Source organism: Demequina sp., assembly GCF_047975725.1.
Taxonomy (GTDB): Bacteria; Actinomycetota; Actinomycetes; order Actinomycetales; family Demequinaceae; genus Demequina.
Map to the genome: position 1 here is coordinate 1 of NZ_JBKEED010000009.1, position 24,567 is coordinate 24,567.

Here is a 24,567-nt window from a genome sequence, read left to right on the forward strand (position 1 = left end):
ATCGCGGCGAACCTGCCTGGAGCGGTGTGGCAGCGGTGCCGCACCCACTACGCCGCCAACGTGATGAGCGCCACGCCCAAGACAGCATGGCCGGCCGTCAAGGCGATGCTGCACTCGGTCTATGACCGGCCCGACGCGAAGTCCGTCCACGCCCAGTTCGACCGCCTCCTCGACTACGTCGAGGACAAGCTGCCCGACGTCTTCGCGCACCTCGAGAGCGCCCGCGACGACCTGCTCGCGTTCACGACGTTCCCGAAGGATGTGTGGACTTGAGAATCTGGTCCAACAACCCCGCCGAACGGCTGAACAAGGAGATCCGGCGGCGTACCGATGCCGTGGGGATCTTCCCCAACCGCGACGCGATCATCCGACTCGTCGGCGCGGTCCTGGCCGAGCAGACCGACGAATGGGTCGAGACCAAGCGCTACATCGGACTCGAAACCCTCGCCCGCTGCCGACTCACCGCCGTGCCTGACACGGGCATCGAGGAGGTGGCCGAAACCCTCGCACTCACCGCCTGACGAAGGAAACCGCTACACCACTCCACGGGACTTGACCGAGCGACCGGGCACGATCTCCTCAGTTGTGCCTCGAATAGAGCAGAGGGTCGCAGGTTCAAATCCTGTCACCCCGACTGTGAAAGTCCTGGTAAATCGCTTGTGTGCAGCGATTTCTTGCTAGTTCACTGCGTAGTCGGCCCGTGGTGCGCCGGTCGCTGCGCCCTGCGCTGCGTCCCAGTGGGACAAGGGTGTCACTTTTGGCCTCGATGTGACCCTCATGTCCCACTGGCGTACGTCGGACAGGGTCGACGCGCCCGGCGTCGCTCAGGCCACAGCACCCGGCGCCGCTCACGCCGCATCGCCCGGCGCCTTAGCACCAGTGGCCACCGCCCGCATCGGCACGAAAGCCCCAAACCCCCTTGCCAGTGTCGAATCGCTTCGATAGTGTCCCAAGTGGCTCATCCGGGCCACACAGGAGACACAAAGGAGTGTTCATCGTGAGATTCACAGCGGCGGCGACAGGGCTCGCCGTCACCGGAGCCATCCTCATCCCCGCCACCCTCGCCTCGGCCGCCTCGGCCGCCTCGGCCGCCTCGGCCGCCTCGGCCCAGGACGCACCCCAGCCAAGCGCCTACGAGTGGTCAAGCGTCGCGATCTCGGGCGGCGGCTACGTGCCGGGAATCATCTACAACCCGACCGAGCCCGGCCTGGTGTACGCGCGCACCGACATTGGCGGTGCCTATCGCATGGACGACGACAGCGGGCAGTGGGTGCCGCTCCTGGACCACATCGGCTGGGACGACTGGAACCACCTGGGCGTCCTCAGCCTTGCCACCGACCCTGTCGAGACCAACCGCGTCTATGTCGCGGTCGGCATGTACACGAACGACTGGGACCCCTACAACGGCGCGATTCTGCGCTCGGATGACTACGGAGAGACCTGGCAGAAGACGGACCTGCCGTTCAAGGTGGGTGGCAACATGCCTGGCCGCGGCATCGGTGAGCGCCTGCAGGTCGACCCCAACGACAACGCGATCGTCTACTACGGCGCTGAGGAGGGCGAGGGTCTGTGGCGTTCGACCGACTACGGCGCGACCTTTGCCAAGGTCGAGTCCTTCCCCAACGCGGGCAACTTTGTGCCCGACATCAACTCCGGCAACTCCTACCTCATGTCCAACCTGGGCGTGCTGTGGACGGCCTTCGACCCCGCGTCGGGGAGCAACGGCGAGGCCTCCCAGACGGTCTTCACCGCCGTGGCCGACACCGATGACATCCTCTATCGCTCGGACGATGCGGGTGAGACCTGGGAGCCCGTCGAGGGCGCTCCGACGGGGTTCCTTCCCCACGACGGTGTCATCGACGAGACGGGCCGCTTCCTGTACCTGGCCACGAGCAACCTGTCGGGGCCGTACGACGGCTCCGATGGCGAGGTGTGGAAGTACGGCATCGATGACGGCTCGTGGACCCAGATCACGCCGCAGCAGCGACCCACTGGCAGCGACTTTGGCTTCAGCGGTCTGACCGTCGATCGCTCGAACCCCAACGTGCTCATGGTCGCCTCGCAGATCAACTGGTGGCCGGACATCCTGATCTTCCGCTCCACGGACGGCGGCGCGAGTTGGAGCCCCATCTGGGACTACGACTACAGCCAGGCGGACCCCTTCGTCGTGCGCTACGAGCAGGACATCTCTGAGGTCCCGTGGCTCGCGTTCGGCAAGCAGCCCGGGCCGCCCCAGATGTGGGCCGAGCCCACTCCCAAGCTCGGCTGGATGGTCTCGGCGCTCGAGATCGACCCGTTCGACTCGGACACCATGATGTACGGCACGGGCGCGACCATCTACCGGTCCGATGACCTGACCGACTGGGACGACGAGGGCGGCGTGATCTCCATCGCTCCCGCCGCGAACGGCATCGAGGAGACCGCGATCCAGGACCTCGTGGCCCCCGCGGGCGACCTCGACCTCGTCTCGGCGATGCTCGACCTGGGCGGCTTTGTTCACGAGGACATCGACACGGTGGTCAACACCTTCCAGGCCCCGTACTTTGGCGGCGGCACGAGCGTCGACGCGGCGGGCCTTGTCCCCGAGGTGATCGTCAGGGCAGGCACCGACGGCAGTGGCGCGCACATCGGCGTCGTCTCGCAGGACTCTGGCGAGACCTGGACGGCCTCCCCGGCCGCCGAGGGGGCCACTGGTCCCGGCACCATCACCGTCTCGGCTCACGGCCAGGCCGTCGTGTGGGCGCCCGCCGGGGCCGATGCGCGGGTGTCCACCGATGGGGGTGTCACCTGGGCGAGCGTCGAGGGTCTGCCGGCTGGCGCGCGCGTCGAGAGCGACCGTGTCGACGGCGACCTCGTGTACGGCTTTGTTGCCGGTGCGTTTTACGTCTCGACGGACGGCGGCCAGTCGTTCACGCTGACCGACGACTCGACCCTGCCATCCGAGGGCAACACCCGCTTCGCGGCGGTGCCCGGCACGCCGGGCGAACTCTGGTTCGCCGGAGGTGAGGACGACGGCGAGTACGGCATGTGGCGATCGGCCGATGCGGGTGCCACCTGGGCGCGCGTGTCCGGTTTCGAGGAGGCGGACACGATCGGGTTCGGCAAGGCTGCGCCCGGCGCGACCTCGCCTGCCATCTACACCACCGCGCAGCGCGACGGTGTGCGTGGGGTCTTCCGTTCCATCGACGGCGGCGACACCTGGACCCGTATCAATGACGACGAGCACCAGTGGGGTTGGATCGGTGCCGACATCGAGGGCGACCCCGACGTGTTCGGCCGGCTCTACATCGCGACCAACGGCCGCGGCATCGTGGTCGGTGACGACACGAGCGGCGTCGAGCGCCAGTCGTGGACGTCGTCGGCGACGTACACCACCGGCGACATCGTCGAGTTCGACGGTCGCTACTGGGCCGCCTCGTGGTGGACGCGCGGTCAGGAGCCCGGCGGCTCCACCGGCCCGTGGCAGGAGGTAGAGACGGCGCCCTCGGGCGTCGCAGTCTGGACCGCGTCACGCACCTTCGCCAAGGGTGATGTTGTCGTGGATCCCGACGGTGTCCTGTGGCAGGCCAAGTGGTACTCGCGCGGCCAGCAGCCGGGGGCCTCGCAGTGGGGACCCTGGGAGCAGCTCGACTGACGCTGCCTCTCTATACGGCGGGTGCGCGTCCGGACACTCCGGGCGCGCACCCGCTGGCGCGTCTGTTGCCAAGCCGGCCGCCGCATCGGCCCTGCGCCGTGGCGTGAGTCATCGCCGTGAGCGAACCGATTGGGCGTGTGCACGCGCGGCGACTAGACTCGTGGGGTTGCCCGACTGCGGTGAGCCCGCACAAGGTAAGGCCCGCACCCCATCATCAGGAGCACATCAGTGACCAGCGCCCTCGAGAAGATCGACGCCACGACCGTCAAGCTGACGGTCACCCTCACCGAGGAGGACCTCAAGCCCTCGCTCGCCCACGCCTACGAGCACATTGGCGAGCAGGTGCAGATTCCCGGCTTCCGCAAGGGCAAGGTGCCGCCGCGCATCCTTGAGCAGCGCGTGGGCAAGGGTGCTGTCATCGAGCACGCCGTCAACGAGGGCCTGCCCGGCTGGTACTCCGCTGCGGTCGAGGAGCAGGGCATCCGCCCCTTCGGCCAGCCCGAGGTCGAGGTCGTCAAGATCCCCGGCTCCGAAGAGGGCTACGAGGGCCTGGAGTTCACCGCCGAGGTGGAGATCCGCCCCGAGGTGAACCTGCCCAAGGCCGAGGACATCACGGTTGAGGTCGAGGTCGCCGAGGTCTCGGACGAGGACGTCGAGCAGCGCCTGGACAACCTGCGCCAGCGCTTCGGCTCGCTCAAGACCGTCGAGCGCCCCGTTGCCGACGGCGACTACGTGACCATCGACCTGGCCGCCAAGCTTGATGGCGCCGACGTCGACACCGTGCAGGGCACCTCCTACCAGGTGGGCGCCGGCAACATGCTCGAGGGTCTGGACGACGCGCTCATTGGCCTGTCCGCCGACGAGGAGACCACCTTCGAGGCGCCGTTGGCCGCTGGCGAGCACGCCGGCAAGGACGCCCAGATCACCGTCAAGGTGACCGCCGTCAAGGAGCGCGAGCTTCCCGAGGTGGACGATGACTTCGCGCAGCTCGCGTCGGAGTTCGACACGGTCGACGAGCTCAAGGCCGACCTGCGCGAGCAGGCCGCCCGCATCAAGGCCAACAACCAGGCCGTTGAGGCTCGCGAGAAGCTCATCGACGCCCTTAAGGACGCGACCGACTTCGAGCTGCCCAAGAAGGTCATCGAGGCCGAGGTCCACGCGCACCTCGAGAACGAGAACCGCCTTGAGGACGACGAGCACCGCGCCGAGGTCACCGAGGAGGCACACAACGCCCTGCGCGCGCAGATCCTCCTCGACCAGCTGGCCGACGACCTGGAGATCCGTGTGGAGCAGCACGAGCTGCTCGACTACCTGCTGAACGCCTCGCGTCAGTACAACATGGACCCCAACACCTTCATCCAGCAGATCGAGCAGGCGGGTCAGATCCCGTCGATCGTCGCCGAGGTTGCTCGCTCGAAGGCCACCGCCTTTGCCCTGCGCCGCGCGACCGTCAAGGACACCACGGGCGAGGTCGTTGACCTGTCCGCGGTGATCGGCTCGCTCGAGGACGAGAAGGTCGAGGACGAGGTCGCCATCGACGAGATCGTCGAGGCCACCGAAGACGACACCAAGTAGTTTTCCCAAGCACGAGGCCCGGCCATCCTGAGGGGTGGCCGGGCCTCGTGCTGTCTGGGGGTGCCGAACGTCAGGCGGTGCACCAGTCGGCAGGGTTGGAACCGCCGCACTCGCCGATCAGCCAGCCGCTGAAGGCAAGGATGGCGATGATCGCGAGGATGCTGAGCACCACGATGATGTAGCCGATGATCACTCCCGCGAGGGCCATGCCGCGGTTGTCGGCTTCCCCACGCTTGGCCGCGCCGAGTCCCAGGTGGCCGAACACGATGCCGCCGATCGCGGTGATGCCCGTGAAGAAGCCGAGGATCGACAGGACGAGCGACGTGACGCCCATCCAGTTCTTCTCCGTGTTGCCGGGCTGGCCGCCATAGGGCTGGGCGTACTGTGGCTGGCCGTACTGCTGGTACTGCTGGGGAGTCTGTGCATACTGCGGAGGCTGCTGCCCGCCGGCCTGTTCCGGAGGGGGAGGAGGGGCGCTGCCAGTGGAGTCGTATGGATCGTTTGGGGTGGTGCTCATGGGTGCTCCCTCGGGTCGTGATGCGATGCTCACACGAGCCTATGCCTGCCAGGGTGAGGGCGCATCGGCCATATGTCGGAGCATTGTCCCCGAGGGCGTCAGGGTGGAGCCTGACCCGGACCTGAGGGGAGATCTCGGCGTGATGCGCCTCGCCTCTTCCCGTTCACCCTGTAGCGAAATGGCGCCAGAAACGGCATGCGGCGTCACCGCCCGCCGTTAGGTTTGTCGCAAGAGGTTCAGGACGAAAGGACAGACGTGAGCAACACGATCACTGCCCGCGGCGACGTGGGAGGGATGGGTCTGAGCGACTCCATCTTCAACCGGCTGCTGCGCGAGCGGATCATCTGGCTGGGCGACGAGGTGCGCGACGACAACGCGAACGCCATCTGCGCCCAGATGATGCTCCTGGCCGCAGAGGACCCGGACACCGATATCTACCTGTACATCAACAGCCCCGGCGGTTCCATCACCGCGGGCATGGCGATCTACGACACCATGCAGTACATCAAGCCCGACGTGGCGACCGTCGCGATGGGTATGGCCGCGTCGATGGGGCAGTTCCTGCTCTCGTCTGGCGCGCCCGGCAAGCGCTTCGCGACGCCTCACGCCCGCGTCATGATGCACCAGCCCTCTGGCGGCATCTACGGCACGACTACTGACGTGCGCATCAATGCCGAGCTGATCATGCACATGAAGCGCACCCTCGCGCAGCTGACCGCCGAGCAGACCGGCAAGTCGCTCGAGGAGATCACCAAGGACGCTGACCGCGACCGCTGGTTCACGGCCGAGGAGGCCCTCGAGTACGGCTTTGTCGACAAGGTCATCAAGCACGCCGTTGAGGCAGGCGACGCGTCGCAGGGAGGCAAGGCATGAGCGAGATCTACCAGGCCATGCAGGCCGCCGGCCGCACCGCCGGGTTCGGGGGCGCCGCTCCCGTCGCACCGTCGTCGCGCTACATCCTGCCGTCTTTCGAGGAGCGCACCGCCTACGGCTTCAAGCGTCAGGACCCCTATGCGAAGTTGTTCGAGGACCGGATCATCTTCCTTGGTGTGCAGATTGACGACGCCTCCGCGGACGACGTGATGGCGCAGTTGCTCGTGCTCGAGTCTCAGGACCCCGACCGCGACATCACGCTGTACATCAACTCGCCCGGTGGCTCGCAGACCGCGCTGACCGCGATCTACGACACCATGCAGTACATCAAGCCCGAGGTGCAGACCGTATGCCTCGGTCAGGCTGCCTCTGCGGCGGCCGTGCTGCTCGCCGCGGGCTCGCCCGGCAAGCGCCTGGCGCTGCCCAACGCTCGCGTGATGATTCACCAGCCGCGCATCGAGGGTGGCGCGCGTGCGCAGGCCTCGGACATCGAGATCTACGCAGAAGAGATGATCCGTATGCGCGAGTGGCTCGAGTACACGCTCGCCAAGCACACGGGTCAGTCCGAGGAGAAGGTGCGCGAGGACATCGAGCGCGACCGGTTCCTCTCGGCACAGGAGGCCAAGGCCTACGGTCTGGTCGACCAGGTGCTCGAGTCCCGCAAGGGCGTCGACACCGTCGCCCCCGAGGACCGTGCCGTCGCGGCGGCCATCGCGCCTCCCAAGGACACCAAGAAGTAGGCATCACGCCTGATGCGGCCGTCCCCGATGCCTCGGGGGCGGCCGTTGGTGCGTGTGCGGCAGGGCACATCCGCGTGGCGTGCGGCGGCGAGTCGCCCGGCACGTGTCACACGGCCTCGGTAGCCTGGACAAAGATGGCATCAAGGAGGCCCAGATGACTCGACCGGCGGACAGCGGCGACCTGCTGAAGTGTTCGTTCTGCGGCAAAACGCAGAAGCAGGTGCGCAAGCTCATCGCTGGCGGCGGTGTGTACATCTGTGACGAGTGCATCGAGCTGTGCAACGAGATCATCGAAGAGGAGTTCGCCGAGGCGGCGCAGACCGAGTTCACGGAACTGCCCAAGCCACGCGAGATCCACGAGTTCCTCGGGCAGTACATCGTGGGCCAGGACCAGGCCAAGCGTGCCCTCGCGGTGGCGGTCTACAACCACTACAAGCGCGTGCGCGCCGTGGAATCTCGCCCTAAGGACGACGACGGCGTGGAGATCGCCAAGTCCAACGTGCTGTTCATTGGCCCCACGGGAACCGGCAAGACCTACCTGGCGCAGACCCTCGCGAAGATGCTCAACGTGCCCTTCGCGATCGCCGACGCTACCGCGCTGACCGAGGCGGGCTACGTGGGCGAGGATGTCGAGAACATCCTCTTGAAGCTCCTGCAGGCCGCCGACTACGACGTCGAGAAGGCCCAGCACGGCATCATCTACATCGACGAGATCGACAAGGTCGCGCGCAAGGCGGAGAACCCGTCCATCACGCGCGACGTCTCGGGCGAGGGCGTGCAGCAGGCGTTGCTGAAGATCCTCGAAGGCGCGCAGGCATCCGTGCCGCCGCAGGGTGGCCGCAAGCACCCGCACCAGGAGTTCATCCAGATCGACACCACCGACGTGCTGTTCATCCTCGGCGGAGCCTTCGCGGGGCTCGAGGAGATCATCTCGTCGCGTGTGGGGCGCAAGGGCATTGGTTTTGGCGCTCAGCTCAAAGAGGCCGACAACTCTGACCTGTTTGCTCAGGTCACCCCGTCCGACCTGCACAAGTTCGGACTCATCCCCGAGTTCATCGGTCGCATGCCCGTCATCGCGACGGTCTCGCCGCTCGACGTCGACGCGATGGTGTCCATCCTGACCGAGCCCAAGAACGCCCTGGTGAAGCAGTACCAGAAGATGTTCGAGCTCGACGGTGTGGAACTCGAGTTTGATCCCAACGCCATCGAAGCCATCGCCACCCAGGCACTCGAGCGCGGCACGGGAGCACGTGGACTGCGCGCCATCATGGAAGAGGTCCTTCAGGACACCATGTTTGACGTCCCCGGCCGTGACGACGTGGGCCGCGTGGTCATCACCCACGAGGTGGTCATGGACCGCGTCGCCCCCGCGTACGAGGCCCGCGAGGAACGCCAGGAGGGCGCCGCGTAGACGGCGTCTCCCGCTACCTCACATCGCTCACTCCTTCGCTCGCCTGAGCGTGCTAGCGGTGCGTGGTGGTCGGTTCTCGGGGGTGCGGTGCATCTTGGGAGGCACTCAGGTCCGCACGTCCTGCGCACGGGCCCGGAGCACGCCGGCCACCATGGCGCGGCACCAGTCGGGCCGCTCGATCAGGTCGCGTCCCGACAGCCTGAGGGTCTGAATCCCGATGGTCGCCAGGAGCGCGTCGCGCCGGATGTCGCGCTGTCGCTGTTCGTCACCCCGATGCCAGGTCGCCCCGTCGGCCTCGATCGCCGTTCTGGTGCGAGGGCAGTACATGTCGAGGAAGAACTGGTGGCCTTCGACCACGACCTCGTGTTGACGGAGTAGTTCGCGAAAGCTCTTGCCGGTGAGCACGTCGGTGAGTGTGAGTTCCTCAAGCCAACTGTGGGCGCCGGTCTCGGCAGCGGCGATCCGCGAGGTGAGCGCCCGCCGGGCCTTGATACGAGGCATCACGTTCAGCACCGCCCGCAAGTCTCGAGCAGTGCACAGGCGGCGGCCCACGGCGCCAAAAACCGCATCGGCCCGTTGGCGGTCGCTGAGCACTCCGTACGCCTGGGCAATCGCGAAGGCCACGGGTGCCGCCGTCAGGGCGCCGATGCGTACAGGGCTCAGCGGGTACGTCACCTGGGTGGCGGTGAGCCAGGCAGGAGGGCGCCGGTGCATGCCAGGCGGCACGGCCACGTCGAGGTGATCGGGGGGTGCGATGAGCCCGTAGGCGTGCAGCGCGCTGCGGCCCGCCAGCATGGAGTCGGGCCCTGCCCAGGCCAGAGCGGCGTCCGCGCGCGCGGCGAACGAGTGCTGATGCTCGCCAGCGACGTACGAGTCGGGCAGTAGCCGCACGATCGTGCCGTGGTCGAGTTCCGTGCGCAGGCGTCGCGCCGATGCGTGCGTCAGCAGTTCCGCACGGGTGAAGGCTCGGGGCTGGGCGCGCACGGTGGCGAGCAGGTCGCCGGGGTCAGGCAGTGCGCGCAAGGGTCTCATGCGCCGTGTCTAGTCGCCGCGCACAGGAATCCGCGCGGCGACCCATGACGCGCTGTGGACGGAGCCCCACCCCTCTGGTGCTGGGGGCGCGAACCGACACCTCCGGTCCAGGCGACCCGTACGGAGGGTCGGCGGCACCTCGGGAACCGCTCCGCGCATCGGCCGTGCGGACCTGAGTGCCTTCCAGGATGCACGGCACCCGCGAAAACCGACCACCACGTCCTGCTACCGCGCTCAGGCGGGGAAGAGGGCTACACCTCGAGCGTGGCGTTCTCCGTGCGCATCACCGTGGGGTCGGCGATGTCCTCGCGCGAGCCGTCCTCAGGACCGTTGCCGTCGACATCGGGCGACAGCGCCGCCGCCGCCGACACGATCTGCAGCGAGCGCACGCGCCCGGCAGCCATCAGGTCGGCCTTGGCTGCGGCAACGCCGGCCATCTTCGCCTCAGGCACGAGCAGGTCAACGGAGACGATCTCGGTGCGCTGGGACACCTTCGCCTCGGACTTGAGCTTGCGCAGCGCGGCAAGAGCCTCGCCAGCGGCATCCACGAGCGCGACGTCCTCGGTGCCCGCGAGCACGCGCAGCGTCCCCGACGTGGGCCACGGCGCGCGGTGCACGGTGCCGGGGCGGAACCACGACCACACCTCCTCGGTCGCGAACGGCAGCACCGGCGCGAACAGGCGCAGGAAGGTCTCCAGCGCGATGGTGAGCGTGGCGCGAGCGGAGGCCGCAACCGGGGTGCAGTCAGCGAACGGGTCAATGTCCTCGCCGGGAGCGGCGCCGTCGTAGGCGCGTGCCTTGACCAGCTCGACGTAGTCGTCGCAGAACGTCCAGAAGTACGTCTCCGCGAGCTCGAGCGCACGCGTGTGGTCGTACGCGCTCAGGGCAGCGGTCGCGCCGTCCACGACCTCGGCCAGCCCGGCGAGCAGCGCGCGGTCGAGCGGCTCCGTGACGAGCTCGCGGACGTTGTCGAGGGCAGCACCGTCGAGCACGCCGCCGGTGACGTGGGCCGCAGCGCGGACACCTTCGTCAAGCGAGACGTTGGCGGAGGTCGAGATACCCGTCGCACCGAGCGCGAACTTGGCGGCGTTGAGCACCTTGTTCGCCAGGCGGCGGCCGATCTTCATCTGGCCCTCGTCGAACGCCGCGTCCGTGCCCAGGCGAGCCGAGGCCGCCCAGTAGCGCACCGCATCGGAGCCGTGCTGCTCGAGCAGGCCCATGGGGGTGACGACGTTGCCCTTGGACTTCGACATCTTCTTGCGGTCGGGGTCGAGGATCCAGCCGGAGATCGACGCGTGATTCCACGGCAGCACGCCGTGCTCCTGGTGCGAGCGCACCACGGTGGAGAACAACCAGGTACGGATGATGTCCTGGCCCTGGGGGCGCAGGTCCATGGGGAAGGTGCGCTCAAACAGCGACGGGTTGTCGCGCCAGCCGCACACGATCTGCGGCGTGAGCGAGGACGTGGCCCAGGTGTCCATGATGTCCATCTCGCCGGTGAAGCCGCCGGGCACGTCGCGCTGGTCGGCGGTGTAGCCGGGGGCGACATCCACGGACGGGTCCACGGGCAGGGTGTCCTCGGAGGGCGCAATGGGGGAATCCCACACGGGCTCACCGTCGGCGTCGAGCGGGTACCACACGGGGATCGGCACGCCAAAGAAGCGCTGGCGCGAGATCAGCCAGTCACCGGTGAGGCCGTTGACCCAGTTCTCGTAGCGCTTGCCCATGTGCGAGGGCAGGAAGTCGAGCTCCTCGCCGCGCGCGAGCAGCTCACCGCGCAGCGCGTCGTCACGACCACCGTTGGCGATGTACCACTGGCGCGACGTGACGATCTCGAGCGGCTTGTCGCCCTTTTCGAAGAACTTCACGGGGTGCTGGGTGGGCTTGGGGTCGCCGTCCATGAGGTCGGCCTCGCGCAGCATTTCCACCATGCGCTGTTGTGCGGAGAACACGGTGAGGCCCGCGATCTCGTCGTAGGCGGCGCGCGCGGCCTCGGACTCGAGCCCGGCGGGCGGGTCGGTGAGCACGCGGCCGTCACGGCCAAGAATCGAGCGCATGGGCAGGCCCAACTCGCGCCACCAAATCACGTCGGTCACGTCGCCGAAGGTGCAGATCATCGCGATGCCGGAGCCCTTGTCGGGCGAGGCGAGGCGGTGCGCCAGCACGGGCACCTCGACGCCAAACAACGGGGTGCGCACGTGCTTGCCGAACAGCGGCTGGTAGCGCTCGTCATCAGGGTGCGCGACCAGGGCGACGCACGCCGCGAGCAGCTCGGGACGGGTGGTCTCGATCCACACGGACTCGTACGAGCCGGTGGCCTCCTCCGCATCGGCCGCCTTCTCGAAGGCGAGCCGGTGGTAGGCGCCGGGGCGGTCGCGGTCTTCCAACTCGGCCTGCGCCACGGCGGTGCGGAACGTCACGTCCCACAGCGTGGGGGCCTCGGCCTGGTAGCACTCGCCGCGCGCGAGCCCACGCAAGAAGGCCTGCTGGGCCACGGCCTGCGAGGAGGGGGAGATGGTCTGGTAGGTGCGCGACCAGTCCACCGACAGGCCCAGGTGGCGCCACAAGGTCTCGAACTGCTTCTCGTCCTCGGCGGTCAGGCGCTCGCACAACTCGATGAAGTTACGGCGCGAGATGGGCTGCTGGTCGGCCGCCTTGACGGACTTGCCCTCGCCACCCTCGAACGGGGGCTCGTAGCCCTCGACGTACGGCAGGGTGGGGTCGCAGCGCACACCGTAGTAGTTCTGCACACGGCGCTCGGTGGGCAGGCCGTTGTCGTCCCAGCCCATGGGGTAGAACACCTCGCGGCCGCTCATGCGCTGGTAGCGCGCGACCACGTCGGTGTGCGTGTAGGAGAACACGTGGCCCACGTGCAGCGACCCGGACACGGTGGGCGGCGGGGTGTCGATGGAGAACACCTGCTCGCGCTCGGCGGTCTCGTCGAACCGGTACGTGCCCTGCTCCTCCCATACGGAGTTCCACCGGTCTTCGAGTCCGTCAACGGTGGCCTTGTCAGGGATGCGAGCGCTCATGCGTGACATTCTTCCAGAACAGGCACGCGCTGCCCGCATCCGTTGCCTGCCCTCCCCGTTGATACCCGCATGAGCGCGATCTGAGGCCTGCGAGCGAGCCTGATACCCGTGTCGACCCCCACCCGGGACTAGTGTCTGTCGCACGGCGTTGCTAGGGTCACGACCGTGAGCACGGCGAAGGTGAGCCCGGAGTTCCTCAAGGCCTTGGAGGACTTCGACGAGGTTGTCGGAGAGGCCCTCAAGCCGCGCCTGCGAGAGATGATTCGCCTGCGCTGCTCCCACATCAACGGCTGCTCGTACTGCATTCGGTTGCACTCCGAGCAACTGGCAGCGTTGGGCGTGCGGCCCGAACTCATCGGTTCGCTCGCGCGCCCCATCAAGCTCATGCGCGAGGGGCTCGTGAGCGAGGGCGACGCCGCCGCGTTGCGCTTCGCCGAGGTCCTCACCGACTATCCCCGCGGTCTCGAGATTGAGGCCCGCGCCGTCGCCGGAGCCTTCTTCACCCAGAAGCAGCTCGGCGCGATCGTGGAGACGGTTGCCGTGGTGAACGCGTGGAACCGCGTCACCCGCGGCATGGAGTAGCCCCAGCAGGGCCGATGCGCGAGTGGCCTCCATACGGAGCCCACCCGCCGCATCGGCCGGGTGCCGGGTGTGTCAGTCGGCGCGGGAGCGGGAGCGGCGTGAGCGGTTCAGGCTGCCCCACGCGTCCGCGATGCACACGACGACCACGATGATCAGTACGGTCCATTCGGCCTGGTGAAGGGTGATGGTGGTCGCGGCGTCGGGCCAGCCGATCTCGGCGAACAGTTCCCTGTTGAGGAAGTCGTGGGCGATCACGGGCACAGCGATGAGGACGATGGTCGCGAGGTCGAGCGCGAGTGTGAGCCACCAGTCGCCCATGGTCCACCGGCCCCGCACCTGGCGCACGATGACGGCAACCGCCTCGATCGCCATGACCGCGAGCAGGCCGGGAAGCACCCACGTCCACAGGTCGGGGTTCAGGACAGGGAGACCTTCGCCGGCCTCGTTGGTTGCCCACGGCCACAGTTGCTGCCACACGATCAGCGCCGCGGTGATGGCGAGAGTGCCCAGAGCGAACCCGGTCTCGACGCCGCTGACCCGGATGTCGGGGCTTTCCTTGAGCCGTTCGACGGTCCACGGTTCGGACCACTCGCTGGGGCCCGAGCCCGCGCGCTGGATGACGGCGAACACGAGCGTGACCCAGAACACGAGGTGAACGCCCACGCCAAGGGTGCCGCCGATGGTCGTGCCCACGATCTGCGCCCACGGCTCGTCGCCCAGCCACATGCCGAACGGAATGAGAACCGCGATGATGGGCAGCACGATCCACAGCAGGAGCACGGTGAGTCGCTTCCAGTGCAGGTAGAGCTCGGGCCCGATCAGGAACAATGAGCGGTCCGCGTAGGTGGCGGCCAAGCGCTCGGGGTCGCCCATGGCGTTGAGGACGGTCGTCTCCGCCGATGCGGTGTCTGCCGCCGCTCCGGTGTCCAGTTGCGCATCGATCGCGTCGCCGATGGCCTCGCGTAGTTGGGCCTCGACGTCGGCGTGCTGGTCGGCAGGCAGCTTGGCGAGGGTCGCGGTGACGTAGCGGTCGGTCAGGGTGCTCATGAGGGGTCTCCAATCGTGTCGAGGGCGCGGGTGAGGAGGTTCCAGTCCTCGCGCAGCACCGCGATGAGTGCGATGCCGGTGGGTGAGGTGGAGTACACCTTGCGAGGGCGCGCGTCCGCGGTGTCCCACTCGAAGGTGAGGAGCCCCTGCTTGTCGAGCCGGCGCAGCAGTGGATACAGCGTGTTGGCCTCGACGGAGAAGCCCAGTTCTCCCAGGCGGCCGATCAGGCGGTAGCCGTAGTCGGGCTCGATCGCGAGCAGTGCGAGGCAGGCGAGAGAAGTGGTGCCGCGCCGCAGCTCTTGTCGGTGCTGGGCAACGAGGTCGGGATCGAGCATGTCTCACACGATAGTGTGCGTAACACAGTATTGCAACGGCAATAGCAAGGACGGCGGTGGAGGAAGCGGGCGCGCCGGACCTACCCCGCGCACAAAGCCCCAGGCAGGAGTAGCGTCTGCCTCATGGTGCGATTCTTGTGGAACCTGGTGGTGACCGTCGTCGCAGCGGCCGTGGGCCTGCTGCTGACCAACCTGATCCTCGGTAGCGAGGACTTCGACATGAACGCGAGCGGCTTCATCACGGCACTGCTCATCTTCGTGGCGGCTCAGGCGATTCTGTCGCCGTTCATCCTCAAACTGTCGGTGCGTTACGCCAAGGCGCTGACCGGTGGCGTCGCGCTCGTGTCCACCTTCGTGGCGCTGCTGCTCGCGCACATCCTCAGCGACGGCCTCGACATCAAGACCCTCAACGGCTGGCTGCTGGGCACCCTGCTCGTGTGGCTGCTGAGCGCGATTGCCGGCTGGATCCTTCCCGCCGTCTTCCTCAAGAACAAGCTCGACAAGGACTGACCGGGACGGCGCTAGCCGTCACATCGTGAGGTTGTCCCGCATCCGCTCGAGCACATCGAGCGTGATGCGGTACTCCTCGTCCGACACCCCCTGCGCGACCTGATCGCGCACGCGCTGAACGCCCTCGCCCAAGGTGGCCACCGCATCGGCGCCTGCGTCGGTGAGGACCCATCGATCCCCGTCGATTTCGCCCCACCCGGCCGCCTCGATCGCGGTCCAGGCCTGGGAGAACTCAGTCTCGCTCCACGCCGGGGGCATCAGTCGTTCGAGCTGCGCCCACGGCAACCCGTCTTCGTGGCGCGACAGTAGCGCGACCATCTGCCATTCGAGTCTGCTCGTCGAGTGATCGGCGAGTTCACTGTCGACCGCAGCGGTGATCGCGCGGTCGAGCTGCTGGAGCACAATTCCTAGCCTGCCGGGTGTCGGAGCGGTCATGCCCCGAGGTTACGCCGAGTCCGCCTCCGTCAGCACGTCGGTGGCCATCAGATCCGCAACCTCGTAGACGCCCACCAGGACACGGTCTGCCCCCAGGCCGGTCAGATACTCGACGTCGACGTCTTCGTGGCCACGCGCGATGACCCTCACGTCGGGGGCGATCGCCTTGACCTTGGACACAATGGCGCCGGCGTTGAGCGGGTCCGGGATGGCGATCAGCACGGTGGTCGCCTCGTCGATGCCCGCAGCCTGAAGCACCTTGTTGCGCACCGCGTTGCCCAGGATCGCCTGGCGGCCATCCTCTCGCAGCGCTGTGACCCTGTTCTCGTCGTCGTCGATGATCACGCACGGCACGTCGAGCTGCCACAGCGTGGTCGCGACGCGGGTGCCGACCCGCCCGAAGCCCACCACGATCACGTGCTCCGAGCCCGAATATGCCAGGGGCGTGGCGTCGCCGCTGGCGCGGTCCACGCCCCGGTACGAACGGGCGGCCCACGCGAACAGCAGCGGGTTAACCATGATGGAGATGATCGCCGCGCCCAGCAGCAGGTCGCGCGCGTCGCCACTGAGGATGCCTTCCTGCACGCCGAGCGTGATGAGGATGAAGGAGAACTCGCCGATCTGGGCCAGCGCAGCCGCGACCACCAGCGACATTTGTCGTGAGTAACGCATGAGGCGCACGAGCCCGAACGCCACGATCGACTTGCCCACGACGATCACGAAGATGGTGACGATGAGGGCGAACGGTGCGGTCAGCACAATGTGCCAGTCGACGAGCATGCCGACGGAGACAAAGAACAGCACCGCGAACGCGTCGCGCAGGGGCAAGGAGTCGTCGGCGGCGCGGTGGGCCAGGTCGGACTCGCGCATGATCATGCCGGCGAAGAAGGCACCGAGCGCGAAGGACACCTGGAACAGCCATGCCGCCCCCACAGCGACGCCCATGCCGATGGCCAGGACACTCAAGGTGAACAGCTCGCGCGAGCCCGTGTCCGCGACGCGCGCGAGCAGCCACGGGATGACACGCTTGCCCACAATCACCATGAGCGCGGCAAAGAGGGTGACGCGCACCAGGGTCCAGGCGAGTTCGCCAGCGAGCAGGCCGGGGCCAGCGGTCTCGGAGGCCAGGACGGGCACCACGACCAGGGCGACCACCATGGCGAGGTCCTCGACAATCAGCCAGCCCACAGCGATGTGCCCCGCGCGGGTGTCGAGCAGCTGATTCTCCTCGAGCGCGCGCAACATGACCACGGTCGAGGCAACCGACAGGGCCAGGCCAAAGAGCATCGACGCCCCGAGGGTCCAGTCCAGCCACAGGCCCACGAGCGTGCCCAGGGCGGTCGCCGCAATGATCTGGACCACGGCGCCGGGCACCGCGACGCGGCGCACCGCCATGAGGTCGCGGAACGAGAAGTGCAGGCCCACGCCGAACATCAGCAGGATGACGCCGATCTCTGACAGTTCGACGGCGATCTCGGTGTCGGCCTCGAAGCCGGGCGTGTAGGGCCCGATGACCAGGCCCGCCGCGAGGTAGCCCACGATGGGGGACAGGCGAAGTCGCTGGGCGATGAGGCCCAGGATGAAGGCGGCCACGAGTCCCACGGCCATCGTGGTCAGGAGCGGGGCATGGTGCAACATGTCCGGATTTTACGAGACGCATGTGTCCGTCAGGTGTCCACGGTGGTGCCACGCGCGGTGTGCCGAAATTGGGTGACAGTGGTCTTGCGAAATTGGTAGCATCTGGCCATGACCCCACCAGATCAGACCGCGACCGGGCTTGCGGCCCGCCTTCGCGAGGCGACAGCAGTCGAGCACATGGATACGGAAAACCGTGGATTCATTACCCGGCTGATGGGGGGCGAACTCGATATCGACGCGTACGTGCGCTACCTCGCACAGTATGCGTACGTCTATCGCGCGCTGGAGGCGCGTCAGGCGCAGCCTGGCGACCCGGCCTTCCTGGCGGACCCGGCGCTGCCGCGCTTTGAGTCGATCCGCGCAGACCTCGAGCACTTGGGCGCGAGCGACTGGGAAGTCGTGCACCCCGCACTTCCGGCGACGCGCGCGTACGCCGCGCACCTCGAGTCGATTGCTGACTCGGACGTACCCCGCTACCTCGCCCACCACTACACCCGTTACCTGGGCGATCTGTCCGGTGGACAGGCGATCGCGGCGCTGGTGGCGCGCCACTACGGGGCCACTGACGACCAGTTGGCGTTCTACCGGTTCGAGCAGATCGACTCGCCCGTGCGCTACAAGCGGCGCTACCGCGAAGAACTGGACGCGCTCGACTTCGACGAGTCGCAGGAGCAGGCACTGATCGCCGAGGCCAAGCTTGCCTTTGGGTTCAACGCCGCCATTTTCGAAGCGCTCGGCGGACAGCTCGCCGTCGCGCCGTAGGCGGCCAACGCGTGCGCCGCGTGCAGCATGCGGCCATGGCGGTCGCCGTCCTCGCCCTCGCGGGCTGCGGGATTTCGCTGACCCCTGAGAACTCCACCCCCACGGCCGATGCGGAGGTCGCCTCGGCACATTCGCCCGTCCCGGCAACGGTCGAAGAATACGTGTCACCGCTCGACACCGCGGCGTTCGTAGCCGATCCCCATGCCTACGTGGGGGAGTCCACCGCCGTGCTCGCAGACGACGCGGTGCGCGTTCTCGACACCGTCGACCAGCCCAGCCTGCCGGTCACCGTCACGAGCCACACGCGCGATGGCGACGTCGCGGTTGAGGTGAGCGACGTCAGCCGGGTCGTGGCGATGGACATCGCCGGCTCGATAGCGGCGACGGTGTGGGCGCTCGGGCTCGGGGACACCCTCGTGGGACGTGACGCGGCGTCTGACTTCCCCGGAGTAGAGGACCTGCCCGTGGTCACGGGTGCCAGCCACACCGTCAACGTCGAGTCCATTCTTGCTCTTGAGCCCACGTTGGTGATCACCGACGGGTCGATCGGCCCCACGGACTCGATCGACCAACTGAGCGACGCCGGAGTGCCGGTGGTCTACGTCTCGAACGACTCGACCTTCGCTGGTGCGCAGGAACTGGCACGCCAAGTGAGCTCCGCTCTGGGAGTGGCGAGCGCGGGGGAGCGGCTCGCCACACGCATCGGCGACGAGGTCACTGCGGCGACCGCGCGTATCGGCGAGATCGCCCCAACCGACGGCGAGCGCTTGCGGATGATCTTCCTGTATTTGCGCGGCAGCGCGGGCGTCTACTACATGTTCGGGGAAGAGTCGGGGGCCGACGAGTTGGTGGGTGCCCTTGGCGGCGTGGACGTTGCCGCGGAGATTGGCCTGGACGGGATGAAGCCGTTAACGGACGAGGCGATGCTCGCGGCCGACCCCGACGTCATTCTTGTGATGTCCAAGGGCATCGAGTCCGTGGGCGGCGTCGACGGCCTGCTCGAAGCGAAGCCTGCCATCGCCTTGACCCAGGCGGGCCAGCAGCGGAGGTTCGTGGACATGGCCGACAGCCAGATCCTGGCCTTCGGTCCGCGCAGCGCCCAGATTCTTGAGTCGCTTGCCGCTGCGGTGTACGCGCCAGAACCTGCGGCCCCATGACCGTCACCCAGCCCGCGACCCAGGCGCGGCGGCCACGCGTTGCCGTGCGCGCATCGGCCGTCCTCGCGATTCTCACCGTCTCCTTGATCGTGGGAGTGCTCGCCAGCTCGGCCGTGGGTCAGCTCTCGATTTCGATCACCGAGGTCGTGGGCGCCTTTGGCAAGGGGCTCGGTCTCGACAGCTCGTGGGCCCCGGCCGACGAGGTGCTCTACCAGGCGCTGTGGCAGATTCGCTTCCCGCGTGTGGCCATGAGCCTGCTCGTGGGGGCGGCGCTCGCGGTTGCGGGTGCCGTGATGCAAGCCATCTTCGGTAACCCCCTCGCCGAGCCTGGCGTCGTGGGCGTCTCCTCTGGCGCCGCGCTCGGCGCGGCGTTTGCAATCGTGTCCGGCGGGGCGCTCGCGGGTGTGCTGGGAACCGCTTCGCTGGCGTTCCTTGGCGGTGTGGGGGCGACCCTGCTGGTGTACGTGATGGCCAGGTCCAACGGCCGCACCGAGGTGGTCACGCTGTTGCTGACGGGCATCGCGGTGAACGCGTTCGCTGGTGCCGGGCTTGCGCTCGTCCTGTTCGCGGGAGACACCGCGGACCGCGAGCAGATCGTGTTCTGGCAGCTGGGCACCCTCGGCGGCTCCCGCTGGCACGAGGTGGCGATGGTGGCGCTGCTGACGGTGGCGGGGGTGATCGTCGCTCTCGTGCTCGCGCGCAAGTACGACCTCCTCGCGCTAGGCGAGCGCACGGCGGGGCACCTCGGGCTTCGGGTGGAGAGATTGCGCATCGTGTCGATCGTCCTGGTCGCCATCCTGACCGGAGCCGCGGTGGCGTTTACGGGCATCATCGCCTTTGTCGGGCTCGTCGTGCCCCACGCCATTCGCATGGTGATGGGTCCGGGCCACCGGATGCTGATCGCTGCGTCGGTGCTCGGTGGTGCGACGCTGCTCGTGTGGGCAGACCTGTTCGCCCGCACCGCTGTCCAGGGTGCTGAACTCCCCATTGGGCTGCTCACCTCGCTCGTGGGCGGTCCCTTCTTCTTCTACCTGCTGCGCCGCGCCCGCAAGAGCCAGGGCGGCTGGGCATGACGGCGGCTTTCAGTGCGCAGGGCGTGACCGTGCGCATCGGCGCTGCCACGCTCGTCGCCAGTGCGTCCCTGGAGATCGCCCACGGCGAGCTCGTGGCTCTCGTGGGGCCCAACGGCGCCGGCAAGTCGACCTTGCTGGGCGCGCTCGCTGGTGACCGGCAACCGACGTCGGGCTCTGTCGAGATCGATGGACGCGCCCCCTCGGACTGGGGTCCCGCCGAACTTGCCCGCAGGCGAGCGGTGCTGACCCAGGACAACCACGTCGCTTTCCCCTTCCGCGTTCGCGAGGTAGTGGCGATGGGGCGTTCGCCGTGGCAGGGCACCGACGCCGCCGCTGACGACGACGTGGCGATCTCGCAGGCACTCGCCGAATGCGACGTCACCCACCTGGCGGAGCGCACCTTCACGTCGCTGTCGGGCGGCGAACGGGCGCGTGTGTCCATGGCCCGAGTGCTCGCTCAGCGCACCGCCGCGGTGCTACTTGACGAGCCGACCGCGGCCCTCGACCTGCGCCACCAAGAGGAGGTGCTGGGGGTGGCTCGACGCCTCGCTGCGTCCGGCACGGCCGTCGGCATCGTGGTCCACGACCTGTCGCTCGCGGCCGCCTACGCGGACCGCATTGCCGTCATGGAGCGCGGTGCTATCGCGGCGCTCGGAGCGCCTGCCAACGTCCTCGAGCCGGCATTGCTCGAGCGGGTCTACGGCATAGGCGTGCGGCTCGTGCCCGACCCGGAGGGCGGCGCGCCCATCGTGGTCCCGATCCGCCCGTAGCTGCACTCGGTCCGCCCGTAGCGAGCCGCGCACGCCGGGGGATACGCCAAGGGCCGTCCTCCTCGTTTCCGAGGAGGACGGCCCTCATGCGATGCGGCCGATGCGCCCGCTAGCTGCGGCGTCGCACCGTCGCCACTGCGGCGATAGCGGCCGCGATGACGGCCAGCGCGACGACGACCCAGATCCACCAGGACGACCCCGACTCGGCGACCGCGTCAGCGACCTCGGGGCTCGGCGACGGCGTGGGCTCGGCGGACGGGGTCTCCGAGGCCTCGGTCTCCGGCTCGTCGACGGTCTGTCCCGCGAGGGCCAGCACACAACCGTCAGCGCTTGCGAGCGTCGCGGTCACGGGGTCGAGTGCCTCGCCAGCGGGGTAGGTTCCGAACGCCTCGGCGCCGGCCTCCGTCAACACTGCGGGCACATCCGCGATGGTGACGGACTGTCCCTCGGCGCTGATCGTGGCCGCGGTGAGGTCGAGCTGGGCAAAGCGCACCGCTTCGCCAGTGACCGGGTCACCAGACTGCGTGGTGCCGGTCACGTCCAGAAGGAGGAAGTCGCCGTCGGCGGACAGCTCGATCACCGGGTTGCCGACTGTGGTGTCGAGCGCGCCGTCGTGGCCCGTGAACGTGATGGTGCCTGGGTACGCGACGGAGCCCAGGAGCGTGGTGGGGTCGATAGCGCCCGCGCCCTCGGTCCAGGTGAACACGCCACCGTCCTCAGTGACGCCGTCGAGCGACCATTCGCCGTTGGCGATGGTGGACTCGATGTAGGCACGGAAGGACTCCTTGAAGCCCCATTCCAAGGTGGCGCCTTCGGCAAGGCACACGCCCTCCATCGTCGAGCGGTCGGGAATGGTGAGGACGATTCCCTTGTCGACCGAGCCTTGGAACGTCAACGTGTGCTCTCCCACGAGCGAGGCGGGCAGGGCACCCGTCCAGCTTGCGACGCCCTGCGCGTTCGCCGTGACGGACGTCGACAGGACGGTGGGCGTGGAGTACACCACCACCGCGATGCCCTGTTCATGGGGCTCGAAGCCGTCGACCTCGATGGTGACCGTCTCGCCCGCCAGCAAGCGCTGGAGGGTCTCGTCGTCAAGGACGATGCCCGTGCTCGCGGGCGGGGTAGCGGGGATGCCAGTCTTTGTGGTGGTGTCGACGGCCGACGCGACCACGGAGGTGCCGCCCCCCGAGCCCGCAGGGGCCGCGACGCCAAAGGTGACGGTGACCGGGGCGAGCGCACGGCCCGCGGAGTAGAAGCCATTGAAGGCCCGCGCACCGGCCGCCGTGAGGGTGGCCGGTGCCCCCGAGTACCGCACCGCGTTGTCGAGCGTGGTCCGGTTGGCGGCGCCCAGGTCGACGGTCGCGAAGTCCACGCGCGAACCGTTGACGCCGACCGAGATCACGGCGCTGTCGGTGCCGGTCAGGCGCACCTGCGGGTTCGCGAAACGCAACGACAGCGCACCGTCGTGGCCGGAGAAGAGCACCGAGCCGCCGTAGCGTGCCGTGCCCGTACCGGTCGCCGGGTCAGCAGAGCCGCCGGACTGAAGGAACGTGTAGGTACCACCGGACGCGCTCGCGCCACTGACCGAGATGGTGCCCTGGGCGATGGGCCCGGTCACGTAGTTGCGGAAACCGGCGTCGATGGCCCACGTGAGGCGGCCCACGACCGAGCCGTTGTCGGTGGAGGTGTTACCGCCACTGTTACCGCCAGTGTTGCCGCCGGTGTTGCCACCGGTGTTGTTGCCCGTGTTGCCGCCGGTGTTGCCACCGGTGTTGCCGCCGGTGTTGCCGCCGTTGCCCGAACCGCCGTTGCCCGCATCGGGATCGGACGATCCGACCGTGAACGTGACGGGGTCGAGCTTGGTGCCAGCTGCGTAGAAGTTGCCAAACGCCGCGACCCCGCTCGCCAGGAGCGTGGTGGGCACGGCCGCCCACGTGGTTGCGTTGTTGCCCACCGTGCGGAGGCCGCCGTCGAGAGTGAGGCTTGCGAAGTCGACGCGCGAGCCGTCGACCTCGAGGCTCAGCACCGCAGTGCCGGTGCCGTTGAACCGCACGTACGGGTCGGCAAAGGTGACGTCGAGCGCGCCGCTGTGGCCCGTGAAGCGCACGCTACCCGCGTACTCGGCCGTCCCCGTGCGAGAGGACGCGTTGGCGTCGCCACCGGACTGGGTGAATCCGAAGATCCCGGCCGATGCGCTCGCACCCGTCGTGATCACCTCGCCCTTGGCGATGCTGCCAGTCACGTAGTCGGTGAACTGCGAATAGATGCCCCACGTCAGGTCGCCCACCGGGAGCTCGGGCTCGGGTTCGGGGTCGGCGAAGGTCAGGGGGGTGTAGGTCTCGTAGTTGGCGTGCTTGGCGCCGGAGCCGGCGTAGGTGTAGATGCCGTAGTTGCCTTCGGCGTCGGGTGCGATGTCGGAGACGTTGAGGGTGATGGTGAAGGTGCCGTCAGCGTTGAGGGGGATGCCGTCTTTGGTGAGGCTGGGGCGGAAGGGTGCGGGGACGGGGTTGTCGGTGGAGTCGGTCAGGTACAGCGGGTTCATGGCCCACTTTTGTTGGCCGTCCAGGACGGTGCGTCCGGTGGTGATGCCTTCGGAGGGCTTCCAGTTGTCGGCGAACTTGCCGAACACGACGTAGGCGCCTGCGGACAGTCCTGCCAGTGGGGGGCGGGTGCCCAGGGGTGCGTCGGCTGCGGTGTAGTCGAAGCCGCTTCCGGTGATGGTGATGGTTTCGCCTTCACCGTTGAGGTCGGTGGTCTTGGACACGTTGACCGTGGCCGGAGCGGACGGCTCGGGCTCAGGCTCGGGCACCGCGTACGTGAACGTGACGGGGGCGAGCTCGGAGCCGGCGGCGTAGGTGAATGTCGAGGACGCCTCATCTGCAAGCGTCGCGGCCGCTGCGGAGATGGTGCGCAAGCCGTCGGCCTCGGCAACATCCGCCGCGGCCCACGTGAGGTTGGCGACGGGCACACGGCCGCTACCCAGATCTGCGCTCAGGACCGCACTCGTCGCTGACGTCACCTTGATGGAGGGCTCCGAGAGCGTCACGTCGATCCCGTGGGCGGGCTTGTTCCATCGCACTGAGCCAGCAAAGGCCACGTCGCCAAGCCCGTCCGAGTCAACAGCCGTCGATGAGTGCGCGAACGTTGTCGCGCCGGCGGCGGTGCCGGGGTCGGCGGCGGGGTCTATTGCCGTGATCGTTCCAGGTCCGGGGACCGAGGCCCCGAGCACATATGCGCGCCAGGACGACTTGAAGCCCCACTCGAGTGTGGAGGTGGGCGCGGCATGAGCCGGGCTCGCGCTGACCATCACGCTGGCAAACAGCATGGTGAGCAACGCGACAGCGATGGCAGTGGCATGGCGCGGCAGGCGCAGATTGACAGACAAGGAGGACGCTCCCGGGGAAGTGGACGGACGTGCAGGTGCGCACGACGCGCGCCATTCAG

At 68.1% G+C, this 24,567-nt stretch carries 19 protein-coding genes and 1 pseudogene; 12 read left to right on the forward strand and 8 right to left on the reverse strand.

The window, feature by feature from the left end:
* The 3 genes and pseudogenes from ACK5NO_RS01855 to tig form a co-directional block, all read left to right on the forward strand.
* Nucleotides 1-521: pseudogene (locus ACK5NO_RS01855) on the forward strand (transposase); the annotation flags it as partial.
* Nucleotides 522-997: 476 nt separating this feature from the next.
* Entirely contained in the window at nucleotides 998-3,634 is a 2,637-nt protein-coding gene (locus tag ACK5NO_RS01860) for a carbohydrate-binding protein (protein ID WP_416810967.1), read from the forward strand.
* 228 nt (nucleotides 3,635-3,862) lie between these two features.
* The gene (gene tig, locus ACK5NO_RS01865; protein WP_416810968.1) at nucleotides 3,863-5,209 is read left to right on the forward strand and encodes a trigger factor; all 1,347 of its coding nucleotides are present in this window, start codon (nucleotides 3,863-3,865) and stop codon (nucleotides 5,207-5,209) included.
* Nucleotides 5,210-5,279: 70 nt separating this feature from the next.
* On the opposite strand, the gene ACK5NO_RS01870 is transcribed toward tig, so the two are convergent.
* On the reverse strand, nucleotides 5,280-5,726 hold the full coding sequence (locus tag ACK5NO_RS01870; protein ID WP_416810969.1) for a DUF4190 domain-containing protein: 447 nt from the start codon (nucleotides 5,724-5,726) through the stop codon (nucleotides 5,280-5,282).
* A gap of 294 nt (nucleotides 5,727-6,020) precedes the next feature.
* Here ACK5NO_RS01870 and ACK5NO_RS01875 point away from each other — a divergent pair, with 294 nt between their 5' ends.
* The 3 genes from ACK5NO_RS01875 (at nucleotide 6,021) to clpX (ending at nucleotide 8,750) form a co-directional block, all read left to right on the forward strand.
* Nucleotides 6,021-6,599 (forward strand): ATP-dependent Clp protease proteolytic subunit, encoded by a 579-nt coding sequence (locus tag ACK5NO_RS01875; RefSeq protein WP_416811000.1) that lies wholly within the window; start codon nucleotides 6,021-6,023, stop codon nucleotides 6,597-6,599.
* Nucleotides 6,596-7,339 (forward strand): ATP-dependent Clp protease proteolytic subunit, encoded by a 744-nt coding sequence (locus ACK5NO_RS01880; protein WP_416810970.1) that lies wholly within the window; start codon nucleotides 6,596-6,598, stop codon nucleotides 7,337-7,339. Before ACK5NO_RS01875 ends, ACK5NO_RS01880 begins: the two co-directional genes overlap by 4 nt.
* Nucleotides 7,340-7,493: 154 nt before the next feature.
* The gene (gene clpX, locus ACK5NO_RS01885) at nucleotides 7,494-8,750 is read left to right on the forward strand and encodes an ATP-dependent Clp protease ATP-binding subunit ClpX (RefSeq protein WP_416810971.1); all 1,257 of its coding nucleotides are present in this window, start codon (nucleotides 7,494-7,496) and stop codon (nucleotides 8,748-8,750) included.
* 105 nt (nucleotides 8,751-8,855) lie between these two features.
* Here clpX and ACK5NO_RS01890 read toward each other — a convergent pair whose 3' ends face one another.
* Both ACK5NO_RS01890 and valS read right to left on the reverse strand, forming a co-directional pair.
* Nucleotides 8,856-9,782 (reverse strand): endonuclease domain-containing protein, encoded by a 927-nt coding sequence (locus tag ACK5NO_RS01890; protein WP_416810972.1) that lies wholly within the window; start codon nucleotides 9,780-9,782, stop codon nucleotides 8,856-8,858.
* Nucleotides 9,783-10,033: 251 nt separating this feature from the next.
* The gene (gene valS / locus ACK5NO_RS01895) at nucleotides 10,034-12,814 is read right to left on the reverse strand and encodes a valine--tRNA ligase (RefSeq protein WP_416810973.1); all 2,781 of its coding nucleotides are present in this window, start codon (nucleotides 12,812-12,814) and stop codon (nucleotides 10,034-10,036) included.
* Between the two features lie 165 nt (nucleotides 12,815-12,979).
* Here valS and ACK5NO_RS01900 point away from each other — a divergent pair, with 165 nt between their 5' ends.
* A complete protein-coding gene (locus ACK5NO_RS01900; RefSeq protein ID WP_416810974.1) occupies nucleotides 12,980-13,396 on the forward strand; it encodes a carboxymuconolactone decarboxylase family protein in 417 nt (138 codons plus the stop codon).
* Nucleotides 13,397-13,468: 72 nt separating this feature from the next.
* On the opposite strand, the gene ACK5NO_RS01905 is transcribed toward ACK5NO_RS01900, so the two are convergent.
* Both ACK5NO_RS01905 and ACK5NO_RS01910 read right to left on the reverse strand, forming a co-directional pair.
* Nucleotides 13,469-14,443 carry a hypothetical protein gene (locus ACK5NO_RS01905; protein ID WP_416810975.1) on the reverse strand — a complete coding sequence of 325 codons (975 nt, stop codon included), beginning with the start codon at nucleotides 14,441-14,443 and terminating at the stop codon, nucleotides 13,469-13,471.
* A complete protein-coding gene (locus tag ACK5NO_RS01910) occupies nucleotides 14,440-14,778 on the reverse strand; it encodes a PadR family transcriptional regulator (protein WP_416810976.1) in 339 nt (112 codons plus the stop codon). The genes ACK5NO_RS01905 and ACK5NO_RS01910 overlap by 4 nt, the downstream gene beginning before the upstream one ends.
* 123 nt (nucleotides 14,779-14,901) lie before the next feature.
* Here ACK5NO_RS01910 and ACK5NO_RS01915 point away from each other — a divergent pair, with 123 nt between their 5' ends.
* Nucleotides 14,902-15,288, forward strand: a complete 387-nt coding sequence (locus ACK5NO_RS01915) for a hypothetical protein (RefSeq protein ID WP_416810977.1) — start codon at nucleotides 14,902-14,904, stop codon at nucleotides 15,286-15,288.
* Between the two features lie 18 nt (nucleotides 15,289-15,306).
* Here the strand turns inward: ACK5NO_RS01915 and ACK5NO_RS01920 are convergent, their stop codons facing one another.
* Nucleotides 15,307-15,723, reverse strand: a complete 417-nt coding sequence (locus ACK5NO_RS01920) for a hypothetical protein (protein ID WP_416810978.1) — start codon at nucleotides 15,721-15,723, stop codon at nucleotides 15,307-15,309.
* A gap of 9 nt (nucleotides 15,724-15,732) precedes the next feature.
* On the reverse strand, nucleotides 15,733-17,361 hold the full coding sequence (ybaL, locus tag ACK5NO_RS01925; RefSeq protein ID WP_416810979.1) for a YbaL family putative K(+) efflux transporter: 1,629 nt from the start codon (nucleotides 17,359-17,361) through the stop codon (nucleotides 15,733-15,735).
* Nucleotides 17,362-17,469: 108 nt separating this feature from the next.
* On the opposite strand from ybaL, the gene ACK5NO_RS01930 reads away from it, so the two are divergent.
* From ACK5NO_RS01930 to ACK5NO_RS01945, 4 genes are read left to right on the forward strand one after another with little or no spacing between them, the layout of a single operon-like run.
* Nucleotides 17,470-18,123: a heme oxygenase (biliverdin-producing) gene (locus ACK5NO_RS01930; RefSeq protein ID WP_416810980.1), complete on the forward strand. Its 654-nt coding sequence runs from the start codon at nucleotides 17,470-17,472 to the stop codon at nucleotides 18,121-18,123.
* A 35-nt stretch (nucleotides 18,124-18,158) separates the two neighbouring features.
* Nucleotides 18,159-19,280, forward strand: coding sequence for a heme/hemin ABC transporter substrate-binding protein (locus tag ACK5NO_RS01935; RefSeq protein ID WP_416810981.1), 1,122 nt, complete (start codon nucleotides 18,159-18,161; stop codon nucleotides 19,278-19,280).
* Nucleotides 19,277-20,353 (forward strand): FecCD family ABC transporter permease, encoded by a 1,077-nt coding sequence (locus ACK5NO_RS01940; RefSeq protein WP_416810982.1) that lies wholly within the window; start codon nucleotides 19,277-19,279, stop codon nucleotides 20,351-20,353. The genes ACK5NO_RS01935 and ACK5NO_RS01940 overlap by 4 nt, the downstream gene beginning before the upstream one ends.
* Nucleotides 20,350-21,123, forward strand: a complete 774-nt coding sequence (locus tag ACK5NO_RS01945) for a heme ABC transporter ATP-binding protein (RefSeq protein ID WP_416810983.1) — start codon at nucleotides 20,350-20,352, stop codon at nucleotides 21,121-21,123. The genes ACK5NO_RS01940 and ACK5NO_RS01945 overlap by 4 nt, the downstream gene beginning before the upstream one ends.
* Nucleotides 21,124-21,232: 109 nt before the next feature.
* On the opposite strand, the gene ACK5NO_RS01950 is transcribed toward ACK5NO_RS01945, so the two are convergent.
* Entirely contained in the window at nucleotides 21,233-24,508 is a 3,276-nt protein-coding gene (locus tag ACK5NO_RS01950) for an HtaA domain-containing protein (RefSeq protein ID WP_416810984.1), read from the reverse strand.
* Nucleotides 24,509-24,567 lie beyond the last annotated feature (59 nt).

Excerpts from the sequence above, each read along its gene's own strand:
- ACK5NO_RS01905 (WP_416810975.1), bottom strand. The coding sequence starts at position 14,443 with ATGAGCACCCTGACCGACCGCTACGTCACCGCGACCCTCGCCAAGCTG.
- ACK5NO_RS01890 (WP_416810972.1), bottom strand. The coding sequence starts at position 9,782 with ATGAGACCCTTGCGCGCACTGCCTGACCCCGGCGACCTGCTCGCCACC.
- ACK5NO_RS01920 (WP_416810978.1), bottom strand. The coding sequence starts at position 15,723 with ATGACCGCTCCGACACCCGGCAGGCTAGGAATTGTGCTCCAGCAGCTC.
- ACK5NO_RS01930 (WP_416810980.1), top strand. The coding sequence starts at position 17,470 with ATGACCCCACCAGATCAGACCGCGACCGGGCTTGCGGCCCGCCTTCGC.
- clpX (WP_416810971.1), top strand. The coding sequence starts at position 7,494 with ATGACTCGACCGGCGGACAGCGGCGACCTGCTGAAGTGTTCGTTCTGC.
- ACK5NO_RS01910 (WP_416810976.1), bottom strand. The coding sequence starts at position 14,778 with ATGCTCGATCCCGACCTCGTTGCCCAGCACCGACAAGAGCTGCGGCGC.
- ACK5NO_RS01945 (WP_416810983.1), top strand. The coding sequence starts at position 20,350 with ATGACGGCGGCTTTCAGTGCGCAGGGCGTGACCGTGCGCATCGGCGCT.
- ACK5NO_RS01940 (WP_416810982.1), top strand. The coding sequence starts at position 19,277 with ATGACCGTCACCCAGCCCGCGACCCAGGCGCGGCGGCCACGCGTTGCC.
- ACK5NO_RS01870 (WP_416810969.1), bottom strand. The coding sequence starts at position 5,726 with ATGAGCACCACCCCAAACGATCCATACGACTCCACTGGCAGCGCCCCT.
- ACK5NO_RS01880 (WP_416810970.1), top strand. The coding sequence starts at position 6,596 with ATGAGCGAGATCTACCAGGCCATGCAGGCCGCCGGCCGCACCGCCGGG.
- ACK5NO_RS01875 (WP_416811000.1), top strand. The coding sequence starts at position 6,021 with ATGGGTCTGAGCGACTCCATCTTCAACCGGCTGCTGCGCGAGCGGATC.
- ACK5NO_RS01915 (WP_416810977.1), top strand. The coding sequence starts at position 14,902 with ATGGTGCGATTCTTGTGGAACCTGGTGGTGACCGTCGTCGCAGCGGCC.
- valS (WP_416810973.1), bottom strand. The coding sequence starts at position 12,814 with ATGAGCGCTCGCATCCCTGACAAGGCCACCGTTGACGGACTCGAAGAC.
- ACK5NO_RS01935 (WP_416810981.1), top strand. The coding sequence starts at position 18,159 with ATGGCGGTCGCCGTCCTCGCCCTCGCGGGCTGCGGGATTTCGCTGACC.
- ybaL (WP_416810979.1), bottom strand. The coding sequence starts at position 17,361 with ATGTTGCACCATGCCCCGCTCCTGACCACGATGGCCGTGGGACTCGTG.